Here is a 14,488-nt window from a genome sequence, read left to right as displayed (position 1 = left end):
GTAAGCGATGCAGAAATTATCACCACGGCATTTGTATCAGCCTTGTATTTTGGAGGCCATCAGGACAACGCCCGCCATTTTATGAAGCTGAAAGGATATGTGCCTGATATGCTGGACAAATCCAGGTATTGCCGCAGATTGCACCGCTTGTCAGAGCTATTGCTGTTCATGTTCGCAGCAATGGGCAAGCAACTCAAAGATATGGCAGGTGCAGCCGATTACCGGCTGGATTCCTTTCCTGTCGCTGTATGCGATAATATCCGCATTAACCGGTCAAAAGTATTACAGGGCGAGGTATTTCGGGGTAAACATGCCGCCATGCGCAGGTATTTTTATGGTGTCCGTGTTCAGGTAATGACACTGGATGGTATTCCGGTAGAGTTCTGTATGGTACCGGGTAGTGAGCATGACAGTCAAAGTTTAGGCAAATTACCTTTCGATGTGGCTCCGGAAAGCAGTATTTATATGGACGCGGGTTATACGGACTATTTAAGTGAAGATGATTTATTTGAGGCAGAGCTCATTCATGCAAAAGTCTGTCGCAGAAGCAATAGTAAAAGAAAAGATGAGCCACACGTTGCATTTTTAAAACAACAGATGCGCAAGCAGATTGAAACAGATTTTAGTATGATTAAAGCAAAAATGCTTAGAAAAGTGCATGCTGTAACAAAAAATGGATTCTTGCTTAAAGTCGCGCTTTTTGTTATCGCATACACTTTCGACAAATTAACTTAACTGGCAACTTAAATTAATTAAACAAGCGGTCCCGCTTATTTTATCGTATTGCCAATATGAACATTGGTTGGTACATAGTAATGAGTACAATACTAATACTAAAAAAGTCAAAGCAGGGGAATGTCTCAATGCATTGGCAAAACTAAGTTCTATAATGGGTTCCCTAAAGAACTTGTATTTGCCTCTGCCTACATCTGAAATTTTCCCCTATTTGACAGAGGAAGAGCAGGAAGCGATTTCACAAAACCTACTATATCGGATTTGCTCAATCGGGGTATTTTAAAAGGATAGCACCATATAGTTATGAGAACGATTTTAGGGGTTTAAACAAGTAAGATAGACATTTTTGGGATTTTTTTTTGATACTAATATTTTGTTTATATATCTTTATTGTATACTTTATAAGTAGAATTAATTGCTTAAAATAAAAAGAGGATCCTAAGTTATATGGATTTTGAATTAATTTAAAAGACCAACTGAGATGGTAGTTGTGTGCGGCGTTTAGGAAGTTGCACATTCGCTAGTGTACAAAAAAGTGTAATTGTGATTGAGTTTGCAGAGCTGAATGATTTTATTCCAATACTTAAAAACGCAAATTTGGAAATTGTTCTTTTTAGGGAAGTTGAAAATGCATGAAAGAATAGTTTTTCACTAAAGTATTCGAGGATACCTGAATGCCTTGAATCTTTGTATAAGAAGGAGGCCCTTGTATAAAGGAAAGAACAAATGGCCAAAATTAATACAGAAGCTTTCGTTTTATCTGAAAATGAAAACAAGTAACGAATGATTGATAAAGAATCTCAATTAAAAGCCACTTTGGTTTAATTAAACAATGGATCAGTATGCAGGTGTTTAATGGTTTTTTGAAAGCTTGATTTTTATCCAAGAGGGAGTTTAGGAAAGTTGATGTTTGTTCGGTAAAACATTTATTTTTTGATAATTATTTGGGGTAATGATAGGCCAAGTACTCCAAAGTGTTTTATGTTTATGAAAAAACAATTATACAGGCTTGCATTGCTGCACTATTTGATTTCGCAAAGAAAAACAGGGACACCGTTAGAATTGGCAAAAAAGATAAAAGTATCTGAGCGACAGGTTTACTATTATTTGCATTTACTAAAGGAAATGGGTGCTTCCATTGAATTTTGTAGTAAGATGCAAAGCTACTTTTATAAAGAAGAAGGTAGTTTTAGCTTTTCTTCAGGAAGTTTTAATTTTAGATTTGCAAAGATCGGAATTGACTACCTGATTTTAATCCTTGCAATTTTTTTGCAGTGAACGTGTATATTTTTGTGGAGTAGAATACTATTAATGTAACCAAAAAAAGAAAAAATGCTTAGAAGAATTTATCCCCTCGCACTTTGTTCCATCTTGTTAGTCATTCTTGTATTTTCTTGCTCCAAAAATGATTCTCCCGGAGTAAAAAGTGACAGTAATTCCCCTGCAATTAAATCAAATTCTAACAAAATTTTAATCAATACTATAAAGGGGGAGACGACTGTCTCATATCGAGGAAAAAAGATTGATGTAGCTACTACCAATTTAAAATCCATTGGCTCGGAAATTAAGAAAATTAGTACGAGTGCTGATGGAATAGATACGTTTACGATAAGCGTATTAATTAAAGATAAGGCGTCTCCTTCTAAAAGTAAAAGGGGGAAATTGCTGAGTCAGTCTTTTACTGGAGTAGAAGATGGTGAGATTTCAAACGGGACGAGAATTCCCTTCTCTTTTGAATTTGGAGCAGGAGCAACATACAATACTGCCACTTTGGAATGGACTGGCATTGTTCCTCACTCAGCTTATGTTCTGCCTATTCCACCTTCTCAAACATATACTGATGTCTATTACAGAACTATATATGAGGAGGTTCAAATATTGGATCCAGTTGCCGTTCCAACCTCGCCCTTGCCTTCCATGGCGATGGAGGTTACATGGACGTATAGTATTCAATATTGGCGAAGTATAGATGGCAGTCCAATTGAATCTGTTTACCCCGAGCCACAAACAAGAACCTTTACTGGTATATTTTAATTTTGTCCGTAAATTTAATGTACGATCATATTAAATTGGAAAAAAATAAATGTATGACTTACAGAAATCTTATTGACTTCAATACAAAGGAAAAAGATGTTGAGCTTCAGAAAGTTGTTAATCATATAAATGAATTTTACAATAATAAGGGGTGTCATGTTGATACCCCTTTTGTAAAAGAATTTAGAGACGCATTAGTTAATTATTATTACTGGCTTGATAGACAAAAAAAGTGTTTAAGTCTCATGGGTGGCAAGCATCCAGATGATGAGATAACCGATGAGGATCTTCAGAAGATTTTACAAAATCGAATTTGAGATATTTTGAACACATTTTCTAAATTGTTAAAAAAGGGGGTAAATATCTTAGCACCTTCATTCCTAGCAATTTTGCTTATTAGCTTATTTATATTTTTTACATACAAGTATCAGCTTTCGTTTAATTTTTCTATTTATATTAATGGACAGTACATATTAGTATATGCTATTCCTTGCGTAATTGTGTTATTAGTACTTTTTTTAGTAATAAATAGCACCGATTTAAATTTGCATCATTTAATTTATTTATTATTTCTTCTTTGTTTTGTGATGCTGGTTTGTATTAGCAAGTATTATAATGTAAATAATGAACATTTCTTTGTAGTTTTCATAATTTTGTTGTCAGCAGGCTTGTTTTTTTTTGTTGGAAATGATAAAGTAATTGGTGTTGTTTTTTCTTTTTTAGCAATTTATTTTTTATTTCAATTGTCCCTCGGTGTTCGTCAGCTGTTTAATGCATTTCATCTGCAAAGTCGTCGCTTTAATATTACAGGAAGTTTTGCTAATTCAGGTGTCTACTCAGTTTATATAGTTGCACAACTTCCTATATTGGTCTATGATAAAAAAGTATTGCTTGGTAGTACATTAGCTTTAATGCATAGATGGATCTTTTTATTGATTGGTGTACTGTATTACGTTAATATTATTCTATCCTTAATTCTCATTTATTATGCTCAGAGCAGAACAGCATTTGTCACTGTTTTAATAACAGCCTTAGCATATTTATATTTCACTAAAGGCGATATTTTTAAAAGATGGTGGCTTAAGCAAGTGTCCTTTTTCAAAGCTTTGTTTTTCTTGTTATTGATTTCGTGTCTGGTTGTAGGAGCCTATGCATTATTCAATCAAAAAAGGACATCTGCGATTGGCAGATTAATGAAAACGACTATTGCGATGATTCATTTTGACGACCATTTTTGGAGTGGCACTGGTTTAGGCAGATTCACATGCATCTATCCAGAATGGCAAGCTGAATATTTTAGATCGAATGCGGATACATCAGGTTGTTATTTTAATTGTGCAGATGAGAGCTATTTACTTTTTAATGAACCGCTTCAGCTCTTAAAGGAAATAGGAGTGGTAGGTTTTATAATGATTACAGTTATTTTTCTTGTTTTCTTTTCTTTGAGGTCGTCTAAAAGACAAAGGGATTTACAGATTACGCTAAAACTAATTGTTATTGCTATTGTTTCGGCGAGCTTTACGTCGTATTCTTTTCATGTGAATTTTCTATTATTATTGTTGATTTTTTGTTTGATTTCTGGTCTAAAGATATTTGGGAATGATTTAAGTAATCCTACTTTATTATGTGGCAAAGGACTTGGAGCAAAATTTTTCAAGGGGGTTATTTTCTTATGCATTCTGTCCCTGTTATGGATTACTGATAATTTATTTTCGAAATTTTATGCCTGCGAAAATTGGTTGAAAGACAGTAGAATACTTAATGTAGATAAAAAAACTGAGGTGCGATACAACGCCTATTACAAAGAGCTAAGTGGTAATGGGAAATTTCTGATAGATTATGGGAATGTGTTGCTACAAGATAGTTTGACCTGTGGCAGAGCAATTGGGATTTTGGAATTGGCTAAAGATTTTTATGTTAGCCGGCAAGGAATAGAGCAACTGGCTTTTGCTTATGAAAAGAATGGAGATTTTCATCGAGCCATTCATTATCAAAATTGGCTTTCGGACTTTTTACCTAACAAATTTCAAATTAAGTTCGATCTGATGAAACTATATCTAAAGATTGGTGATCTTTATAGAGCAAAGAAGGTTGCTATGTATATATTAAATATGCCTATAAAAGTTTACTCTTTAGAGATCCTTGATATAATTAATGAGGCGCGAAAGGTCGCTAAGAATTGATGATTAAATTACTATTAGATTGGATTTTTCTGTTTTTTTTTGTGCGTAGCTCGACTTCTTGAGATTAAATAAGTTATGCATAATATAAAACTTATGATAAAGGCTTATGAGAAAGTTGTTAATTTGTTTTGGAGTAGCCCTGCTTTTTTGTAGTTGCATGAAGGGAGAATCTGTTCGTAATGATTTAAATTCTGCCTTTGTCAAGGCAATGACAAATAGGTCAGAGTTGGAAAAAGTATTAAAAAAGTATTCAGCGCAGAAAAGGGACAGTCTAAAGCGTAAGGCGGCTATTTTTTTAATACAAAATATGCCTGGCTATTTTTCTTATGAGGGCAAAGGTATTGAAGAATTTTGTAACTATTTTAGGGCATTAAAATCGAGTATCCAGGACCCTGCCGAAGTGTTGGATTCCATTAGCCATGTTTACGGTAATTTTGTGCTTAAGGAGAATAGGAAAAAGTATGATATAGTAAGTATTGATTCTGCATATTTATGTGAGAATATAGAATTGGCATTTAAAGCGTGGCAGGAATATCCCTGGGCAAGGAAGTATAGTTTTGAAGATTTCTGTGAGTACATTTTGCCTTATCGAATTGGAAATGAAAAATTGACTAATTGGCGATTGATTTTTTTTAAAGAATATTCATCCATATTGAATGGTATAAAAACCGAGAATCCCATTGAAGTGGCAAATATTCTTCGAGATAGCATCATTTCTAGACAGGGTGCTCCCCGGTTTACGATGATTAGACCGTCAAATTATCCAACCTTAGATGCATTGACTTCAAAGTATGCTGCTGGAGCATGCGGAGACTTAGTGCAGTTTACAATTAGTTTATTTAGAACTTTCGGCATTGCAGCTTGCGAAGACATTATGCCTATTAGAGGAGATGCCAATGTAGGCCACTCTTGGGTTTCACTTTTTAATAATGAACATGAGCTGTATAATGTAGATTTTTTTGGCCCAATAACTTATGTTTCAGAGACGATGATAAATCGACTTAGTGCAAAACCAAAAGTATACAGAAGAACGTATTCACTTACAGAGAATAAGTTAAGAAGCCAGAAGGGCTTTGTCCCACTTATATTAGCAGAAATGTTGGATAGATCGATTGATGTTACGAAAATGTATGCGAACAATTTAGATGATTTAGTGCTTCAAAAATCTAAGCTTTACAAAACTGAAGTAGCTCCTTCAATCGTGTTTCTATGTGCTCCTTCCTGGCTTAACTGGGTGCCAGTTACTTGGTCCTTGCCTGACGAAAATGGCAACGTGAAGTTTAATGATATTGATGGAGGGAGTATTCTAAGAGTGGCATATTTTGACAAAGGTGAAGTTGAATTTCTTTCAGATCCATTTTATGTCAACAGGCAGACTAAGAAACTTGTGTTCATGAACACGAATGAACTTTCTCCTTCTAATGAGATAAAACTCTTTTCAAAATTTATGCTGAATAGAGAAATATTGTACAGGGATCGATTGGTAGGCGGCGTTTTTGAAGGGGCGAATAACAGAGGGTTTATTAATCCTGACACTTTATTTACTATTGAAAGCCGGCCGTTTAGACTTTTTACTGATGCTTATATAAGCGCCTCAAAGCGATATAGATTTCTGAGATATAAAGGGCCGATTAATAGTTACTGCAATATTGCGGAGATTGAGTTCTATTCGAAAAAAACAAAACTTACAGGAAAAGTTATTGGTTCAGCCGGATCGCAAAAGGACAACCCAAAATATGAGTATTCGGCTGCCTTTGACGGCTTAACGGAAACATCCTTTGATCACTCTACTCCGAGTGAGGGGTGGGTTGGAGTTTCGCTTAGGCATCCTGCGAGAATTACTCATATCAGGTATGTTCCAAGAAATTATGATAATTATATCAAACCTGGCAATGACTATGAACTGTTTATATGCCAAAAAGGTGGCTGGACTTCGCTTGGAATAAAGACTGCGTCATCCGACTCATTAGTCTATAAAATGGTTTCGGAAAATGCCTTATTGTATTTGAAAAATCATACAGGGGGGCAAGAGGAAAGAATTTTTTTGATGAAGAACGGATTACAATTGTTCAAATAATTTTTTGTGTAGGTATAAGGCATTGAAATTATTATGACAATATGGATTTTGCAGTTGATGGTAATTTAAAGAGTATTTGAGGCTTTTAAAAAAAGCTACCCCAATCTGGCGCAGGTCTGTAGCGAAGGGTCATGAGTGATGGCTGACCTGTGTTGTGTCGTTACTGCGTAACCTGACAATGGTACTGCAGTCAGGAGTTTTGCGATAATTCCGGTCCTTTATTGAATCCCAGTTTTAATCCTTTTTTGGAAGGGAGGAGCGCGCGGACCAGGCCGGCATATCCCGGACCATAACTGTAGGCGATCATTTTTGCCGGAAGATCCAGCTGTTCGCTGATGCCCGGGAGTTGCCGGAGGATCACCTGCCGGAGTAGTGCCGCATGCTGCTGCACCGGTATTGTGCAGGAAGCCAGGAAATGTTTAATGGTAGGGGCATTTAAAGGTTTTAAGGCCGGCTGGCTTTGCTGTTTGATTTCCGGAAGGTACAAAAAACAGTGAGCCGGGTATACATAATATTATAGAATTGTTTCCGGGAACGGAATTAAAAGGCGAAAAGGGGGAAGTACTTTAAAAGGAGTGATCCGGACAGTGAAGGCAGATTGGGGCATGTTCTTCTGTCCGGTGTAAAAGATCTTCCAGGTTATGCTGCTACCCGGCGCCTGCGGTGTTTAGGCTTTTGCATTTGTATAAGGGGATTAAGATCAATTATTTAGAGGGTAGAAGTATGCTCCAAACGATAGTTAATATTTAATTTGAAATTTCCCTTTTATGCATTACCTTTGCAGCCGAAATATTGAATAGAAAAAAATCGGATGATCCTTTAAAAGTTTAAAGATGCCAATTACAAAAGAAAGAAACGCAGCAATTTTTACCGAATTTGGCGGTAAAGCTACTAACACCGGGTCTATTGAAGGACAGGTTGCCCAGGTAACGGAGCGCATTGCACAAATCAGCGCTCATTTAAAAGAAAATAAAAAAGACTTCTCTACTCACCGTGGATTGATGCAACTGGTAGGTAAGCGTAAACGTTTACTGTCTTATTTGCAAAAGCACAACCTGGAAGGGTACCGTGCATTGATCGAAAAACTGGGTCTGAGAAAATAAATTCACCATCCAAAGGGTATTGGTGGATGTTTTATCCGGTTTTTGATTGCAGCAATCAATACTATTATAATATCTATTCCCAATGTCCGGCGGATGTTGGGAATAACTTTTTATCCCCGGGCTGTTTGCAACAAACGGGATTTTGCCAGATAGAAATTCATAACCGTCCTGGATGGGACACCAAGAACGGATCCGCAAAAAGTGCCTGGTTTTGTACCGGAAGCACAAGCGAGCGTGGCAAGAAGGCTGATAGAAGCGCTGCTGCCGGGTCCATAATTAATTACAACTTCAAATTTATTTTATGTTACAACAACCTATAAGAAAGGTATTTGATATAGGAGATGGCAGGGAAGTGACCCTTGAAACTGGTCGCCTTGCCCGCCAGGCCGATGGTTCCGTAACGGTAACCATGGGTAAATGTATCATCCTGGCTACCGTGGTAGCCAATAAAGAGCCTAAGGAAGGCCAGAGCTTTTTCCCGTTAACGGTAGATTACCAGGAAAAATTTGCTTCTGCCGGACGTATCCCCGGTTCATTCTTTAAAAGAGAAGGCCGGTTAAGCGATTACGAAGTACTGGTATCGCGCCTGATCGACCGCGCATTGCGCCCCCTGTTTCCCGATGATTACCTCTGCGATGTGCAGGTACTGGTATCCCTGGTGAGCAGCGATCCCGAAATTATGCCGGATGCGCTGGCTTGTTTAGCGGCTTCTGCAGCGCTGGCGGTTTCTGATGTGCCCATTAAAGAAATCATCAGTGAGGTACGTGTAGGCCGTGTAAACGGTCAGTTTAAGATTAACCCGACCCGCTCTGAAATGGAGCAGTCCGATATGGACTTTATCATCGCGGCTACTGAAAAGAACCTGATGATGGTGGAAGGGGAGTCTGAAGAGTGCAGCGAAGATGACCTGGTTGCTGCTTTGGGTGTGGCGCATGATGCCATCCGCGTTCAGATCAAAGCCCAGGAAGAGCTGCGCGATCTGAAGGGCGTAGCTGGTAAACGTGATTATACAAAACCTGCTCAGGATGAGGCACTTCTTGAGAAAGTATACAGTTTTGCAAAAGATAAAGTATATGCAGTTGCCAAAGGAAAACTGAGCAAGCACGAGCGTACGGATCAGTTTGCAGCTATTGAGGAAGCATTGCTGAAAAGTCTTGAGGAAGCTGGTACGGAAGAAGCACCGTTCACCGCCGATCAAAAGAAAATGGCTAAGGGCTACTATCACGACCTGCAGTATGATGTGGTTCGGGATATGATCCTGGATGAGCGTGTGCGCCTGGATGGCCGGGCGCTTACCGAGATCCGTCCGCTGGATATGGAGGTGGACGTATTGCCTTCTCCGCACGGATCTGCATTATTTACACGTGGTGAAACACAGTCGCTTACAACAGTAACATTAGGTACTGCTTTAGATGAATTGCTGATTGAATCTGCTGCGAAGTCTGTATATTCCAAGTTTATATTACACTATAATTTCCCTCCTTTCTCAACCGGTGAGGTGAAAATGATGCGGGGCCCTGGTCGCCGCGAAGTAGGACACGGAAACCTGGCCATGCGCTCTTTAAAGCAAATGATGCCGAAGGATGGCGAAGATTTTGGCTATACCGTGCGTGTGGTAAGCGATATCCTTGAATCGAACGGATCCAGTTCAATGGCTACGGTTTGTGCCGGGTCGCTGGCGCTGATGGATGCCGGCGTACCTTTGCCAAAGCACGTTTCTGGCATTGCTATGGGACTGATTACCAAGGCCGATAAGTTTGCTATCTTAAGTGATATTTTGGGTGATGAAGATCACCTGGGCGATATGGACTTTAAAGTAACCGGTACCCGTGATGGTATCTGCGGTGTGCAGATGGACATTAAGGTAGACGGCTTACCAATGGAAGTGATGAAACAAGCCCTCGAACAAGCCAAGGCGGGCCGACTGCACATCCTGGAAGCGATGTACACTGCCATGCCGGAAGCGCGGGCCGAAGTGAAGGCGCATGCACCACGGGTAGTGAAAATGTTCATCGATAAAGAATTTATCGGAGCAGTGATCGGGCCAGGTGGTAAAGTGATCCAGGAAATGCAGCGTGAAACCGGTACTACGATCAATATTGAAGAGGTAAACAATCGCGGCGAGATCAGCATTTTTGGTGTGGAGAAAGCTGCGGTAGAAAAAGCCGAAAACTGGATCAAGGGTATTGTGGCCGTTCCGGTTGTGGGCGAAGTTTACGATGCGGTGGTAAAAGGTATCAAAGAATTTGGTGCGTTTGTAGAATTTTTACCAGGTAAACAAGGACTGGTGCATATCAGCGAAATCAGCTGGAAGCGCCTGGAAACCCTGGAGGGTGTGGTGAAAGAGGGCGATTCCATGAAGGTGAAACTGATTGGTACCGATCCGAAATCAGGCAAATTCAAATTATCCCGTAAGGCGTTGATTCCCCGTCCGGAGAAGAAAGAAGGGCCTGCACCGGAGAATAATTAAAAATATACTGGATGATCTTAAAAGACCTTCGCGGAAGCGGAGGTCTTTTTTTATAGCAGGCACCCGGATCTTTCAAAGTCTCATCCTCCTTATTAAACGATCGTTTTTCCTCTTTCGTAAAAAACAATGGGCAAATGGAGTGCAGACGTCCTAAATTCGGTATATAAAATCTATTAATATGTTTGAAGAGATTCTGAACGCCGTAAAAAATGAATTAGGAGGGCATCCCGATATTGCCGGTAATGTTACTCCCGAACAGGAAACTGCTATTCATGATGAAATTGCTCAGCATATAGATAATGCAACAGCTGCTTCATCATCGGGTGGGGGCATTTTAAGTAGCCTGGAACAGGCGGTAAGTTCCGGAGGCACGGTTACGAATGCCATTGAAGGCGGACTTATCGGCTCGCTTACCTCCCGGTTTGGATTGCCGCCATCGGTTACCGGTGCCATTTCTGCGGCACTGCCTGGCTTGTTGCAAAAGTTTGCTGCAAAGCGCGCGGAATAACCCGTTACTGCAACGAGGCATTCCGGTGGTGTTCATCAATGCGGGTAACGGGTTTTCCTGAATATTGCAGCACGATGATTAAGCATTGCTGTCTGGAGTCTTCAATGGGTTAAAGAAGCGGATGATATTGGTTGGGCGGCATATATGCAGGTGGTGGGTAAACCTTCGCAGGGGCGGAGGTTTTTTTATGCCGAAATCTTTGTTAAAAGACCGGGGGCCAGCTTTTTATGAGTAGCGGGTGATTTAATTTTAAGTAACCAAAATCGTCCGCCATGTCTATTGTAAAACATCGGTTTTCGCTACCCCAGGGAATGATACCCTTTTTCTTCTTATGTATCACAGCCGGCTGCAGCAAGGATTTCTTTAAGCCATATAGCGAACGTATCATTGGACAGTGGGAACTGTATGATATCAACAAAGTAGGATGGGGGAGTTCCAGGATGGTATATTCGGAGGGGACTTTTCAGTTTTCCGCAGATGGTTCTTTTTTTTACACCCGGCGATCCGGTGCAAAATACGCGGGTACCTGGAGACTTAAAAAGTATACCGTTACGGTAACCAATAGTGAGGGACAGCAAAGCGCTGAACAAAAACACAGCCTGTTGCTTTCTGCAACAAATATCGAAGACCAGCAAGTTCTGGCGGACAATTTTGATGATCTTAATTTTACCAGTACTGACCGGTTTAAGGCGGAGGTCAGTAATAATTTTAATACGGTTACCTATAAATTTAGACGAAACTAACCGTTGATACTAACTGTTATGTTTGCCATTAAAACGCCCGTTTTTCAACAACGGCAACGGTCAGCCGGCTTACACAGGTAAGTTGCCCGGCATCATTGTAAATGCGGATATCCCATACATGGGTTTTATTGCCTAAATGAAGAGGACTGCAAACTGCGCGCACCATACCGGAGGCCACGGGTTTCAGATGGTTGGCATTTACCTCCATGCCCACCACCATAAATTGAGCAGTGTCTACCACCAGGCTGCTGGCATAGGAACCCACCGTTTCCGCCAGCACCACTGACGCCCCGCCATGAAGGATGCCATAGGGCTGATGAACTTTTGGTGTAACGGGCATTGTGGCCGTGAGCGTATTGTCCGTAATTTCCGTAAACCGGATATTGAGATAGCTGCCCATATAATCAGGCGTATGGTTCAATTGCTCGAGGTGAACGGGTTGCTTCCAGATCATCGCTTTTTCGTTAAATATAAAGAATTCTTATTGCATGCAGCGACGCAAAGTGGCTTAGAACGCAAGGGTTATATCTCAAGCCATGTGCCGGGGTATTGCCCCATGTTCCACAAGTTTCCCGCGGCGGCGGAGTGGGCCTGGTCTATATTTTAGATAATCGTTGCCTTTGTGGTTTCCTGGCCTTTATTTCACGCAACGTAAAAGAAGTTAGGAGCAGTTATATATCCTGCAATGCGATCAGGGCGTCCCAATTCCTTTGTTGGCCGGTCTGCTTAACAAAAAAAAATACAAATGATTGTTTGTTATTGCAGACAAGCTGACTTTCCTGAAATAAAATAAAAAGTATAACGTTTTCGTAAGCCGTATTTTCTCCGGTTCTTTTTAATTTTGCAGCACATTTTAACGAATAAAATCGCTGAACGTGGCTAAAAGAAAAGAAATAGAGACCGACGTGGTATTGATTGGTGCAGGGATCATGAGCGCAACATTGGGCGCTTTTATCAATGAGCTGGAACCCGGGCATTCCATACATATTTTTGAACGCCTGGGCCGGGTGGCCGGAGAAAGTTCGGATGCCTGGAACAACGCCGGTACAGGCCATGCCGCCTTATGTGAATTGAATTACACTCCCGAAAAAGAAGACGGGAGTATTGAAACCAAAAAGGCGCTGGATATCATTGAGCAGTTTGAACAATCCAAGCAGTTTTGGTCGTACCTGGTTAAGGATGGCCAGATCGGTGACCCGAAAGATTTTATCCGCACGGTACCGCATATGAGTTTTGTGCGCGGAGAAAACGATGTAAACTATCTCCGCAAACGGTATAAAGCCCTGCAGCAATATAAGCTGTTTAAAGGAATGGAGTATTCAGAAGATCCGGAAGTGATCAAAAACTGGATACCGTTGGTGGTAGAAGGGCGTGACCGTTCAGAAAAAATAGCCACAACCTATACCGAAATGGGAACCGATGTGGATTACGGAGCATTAACAAAGATCTTTATTGATAATATGGTGGAGCGGGGAAATACGGAATTGCACCTGCTGCATGAAGTGTATGACCTCATCCGCCAGGATGACGGAAGATGGAAGGTAAAGGTAAAAAACCTTTCAACCGGAGAGAAGATGATCTATTATTCCCGGTTTGTATTTATAGGGGCCGGTGGCGGATCGCTGCATTTGTTGCAGGATAGCGATATTCCCGAAAGTAAGCTCTATGGTGGCTTCCCGGTAGGGGGGCAGTGGCTGGTATGCAGCAACCCGGAAGTGGTAAAAAAGCACAACGCAAAAGTGTACGGGCAGGCTTCTGTAGGAGCACCGCCTATGAGTGTGCCGCACCTCGATACCCGGGTAATGGGAGATGATACGTCCATCCTGTTTGGGCCCTTTGCTACATTCTCCACGAAGTTCCTGAAAGAAGGTTCTTACTGGGATCTGTTTGAATCGATCAAATACTGGAATATTGTTTCGCTGATGCGGGTAGGGCTAAAAAATTATGAGCTGGAAAAATACCTGATCCAGCAGCTGAGCCTTTCTTTCGAAGACCGTTTGGAGGCGCTGCGGGTTTTTTATCCTGAAGCGAAGACTGAGGATTGGAAGCTGGAAGAAGCGGGACAGCGGGTGCAGATCATTTATAAGGATGCGGAGAAAGGCGCTTCTCTTCAATTTGGAACGGAGATCGTTACCAGTGAAGATGGCACTATCGGAGCCCTGCTGGGCGCGTCTCCGGGCGCTTCTACATCGGTATCCATTATGCTTACGTTGCTGGAGCGTTGCTTTCCCGACCGTTTTAACGGAAAATGGAGTGAAAAATTAAAAACCATGATCCCTTCTTTAGGGCAAAACCTGGAAGAGAATGATGCACTGCGTTACCAGGTAAGGACCGAAACCTGCGACCTGTTACAATTAGACTGGAAAGAACCGGTACCTGAGGGAATGGAAGTGGCCGAAAATGCCTGAGTATTCAATAGGGTAATATAATTCATGAAGCCTCCGCAGCGCGGGGGCTTTTTTGTGCGCCCTGTCTGTATGGCCGGAACAAGCAAAGCGTTGCAGCAGTGTTTGGACTGAGGAGGGGAGCGCAGCCGCAAACGCATCGGCAGGGGAACAGTTATCAGTGTTTCAACGTTTCGGTGGCAGACAGAAAAGATTTTTTTTTGTTTTGATTTTTATTCTACATTTGTAGA

Annotated in this window: 13 protein-coding genes; 11 read left to right on the top strand and 2 right to left on the bottom strand. The window is 40.9% G+C overall.

Features of this window, described 5'->3' with window-relative positions; translation table 11 throughout:
• From Q1V85_RS16545 to Q1V85_RS16520, 6 genes are all read left to right on the top strand, one after another.
• The coding region (locus Q1V85_RS16545; protein ID WP_300601616.1) for an IS982 family transposase at positions 1-735 on the top strand (735 nt) is incomplete at its 5' end.
• 987 nt (positions 736-1,722) lie between these two features.
• Entirely contained in the window at positions 1,723-2,013 is a 291-nt protein-coding gene (locus Q1V85_RS16540) for an HTH domain-containing protein (RefSeq protein ID WP_300601615.1), read from the top strand.
• 54 nt (positions 2,014-2,067) lie between these two features.
• Complete coding sequence (locus tag Q1V85_RS16535; RefSeq protein WP_300601614.1) at positions 2,068-2,769, top strand: hypothetical protein; 702 nt, start codon at positions 2,068-2,070, stop codon at positions 2,767-2,769.
• Between the two features lie 53 nt (positions 2,770-2,822).
• Positions 2,823-3,086: a hypothetical protein gene (locus Q1V85_RS16530; protein ID WP_300601612.1), complete on the top strand. Its 264-nt coding sequence runs from the start codon at positions 2,823-2,825 to the stop codon at positions 3,084-3,086.
• A gap of 228 nt (positions 3,087-3,314) precedes the next feature.
• Positions 3,315-4,952 carry an O-antigen ligase family protein gene (locus Q1V85_RS16525; RefSeq protein ID WP_300601611.1) on the top strand — a complete coding sequence of 546 codons (1,638 nt, stop codon included), beginning with the start codon at positions 3,315-3,317 and terminating at the stop codon, positions 4,950-4,952.
• Positions 4,953-5,058: 106 nt separating this feature from the next.
• Positions 5,059-7,029: a hypothetical protein gene (locus tag Q1V85_RS16520; RefSeq protein WP_300601610.1), complete on the top strand. Its 1,971-nt coding sequence runs from the start codon at positions 5,059-5,061 to the stop codon at positions 7,027-7,029.
• Between the two features lie 190 nt (positions 7,030-7,219).
• Here the strand turns inward: Q1V85_RS16520 and Q1V85_RS16515 are convergent, their stop codons facing one another.
• Positions 7,220-7,516 carry a hypothetical protein gene (locus Q1V85_RS16515; protein WP_300601609.1) on the bottom strand — a complete coding sequence of 99 codons (297 nt, stop codon included), beginning with the start codon at positions 7,514-7,516 and terminating at the stop codon, positions 7,220-7,222.
• Between the two features lie 346 nt (positions 7,517-7,862).
• Here Q1V85_RS16515 and rpsO point away from each other — a divergent pair, with 346 nt between their 5' ends.
• The 4 genes from rpsO (at position 7,863) to Q1V85_RS16495 (ending at position 11,853) form a co-directional block, all read left to right on the top strand.
• A complete protein-coding gene (rpsO, locus tag Q1V85_RS16510) occupies positions 7,863-8,132 on the top strand; it encodes a 30S ribosomal protein S15 (RefSeq protein ID WP_300601608.1) in 270 nt (89 codons plus the stop codon).
• 301 nt (positions 8,133-8,433) lie between these two features.
• The gene (pnp, locus tag Q1V85_RS16505; RefSeq protein WP_300601607.1) at positions 8,434-10,602 is read left to right on the top strand and encodes a polyribonucleotide nucleotidyltransferase; all 2,169 of its coding nucleotides are present in this window, start codon (positions 8,434-8,436) and stop codon (positions 10,600-10,602) included.
• 178 nt (positions 10,603-10,780) lie between these two features.
• Positions 10,781-11,110 (top strand): hypothetical protein, encoded by a 330-nt coding sequence (locus Q1V85_RS16500; RefSeq protein ID WP_300601606.1) that lies wholly within the window; start codon positions 10,781-10,783, stop codon positions 11,108-11,110.
• A gap of 272 nt (positions 11,111-11,382) precedes the next feature.
• On the top strand, positions 11,383-11,853 hold the full coding sequence (locus Q1V85_RS16495) for a hypothetical protein (protein WP_300601605.1): 471 nt from the start codon (positions 11,383-11,385) through the stop codon (positions 11,851-11,853).
• Positions 11,854-11,881: 28 nt separating this feature from the next.
• Here the strand turns inward: Q1V85_RS16495 and Q1V85_RS16490 are convergent, their stop codons facing one another.
• Positions 11,882-12,307 carry a hotdog fold thioesterase gene (locus Q1V85_RS16490; RefSeq protein ID WP_300601604.1) on the bottom strand — a complete coding sequence of 142 codons (426 nt, stop codon included), beginning with the start codon at positions 12,305-12,307 and terminating at the stop codon, positions 11,882-11,884.
• Between the two features lie 421 nt (positions 12,308-12,728).
• Between Q1V85_RS16490 and mqo the strand changes: the two genes are divergently transcribed.
• Entirely contained in the window at positions 12,729-14,261 is a 1,533-nt protein-coding gene (gene mqo, locus Q1V85_RS16485) for a malate dehydrogenase (quinone) (protein WP_300601603.1), read from the top strand.
• The last annotated feature ends 227 nt before the right edge of the window (positions 14,262-14,488 follow it).

It is taken from the genome of Niabella sp. (genome assembly GCF_030150205.1).
Classification (GTDB): Bacteria; Bacteroidota; Bacteroidia; order Chitinophagales; family Chitinophagaceae; genus Niabella.
The sequence above is the reverse complement of the archived record's forward strand: the minus strand, read 5'-3'. Positions and strand labels throughout refer to the sequence as shown.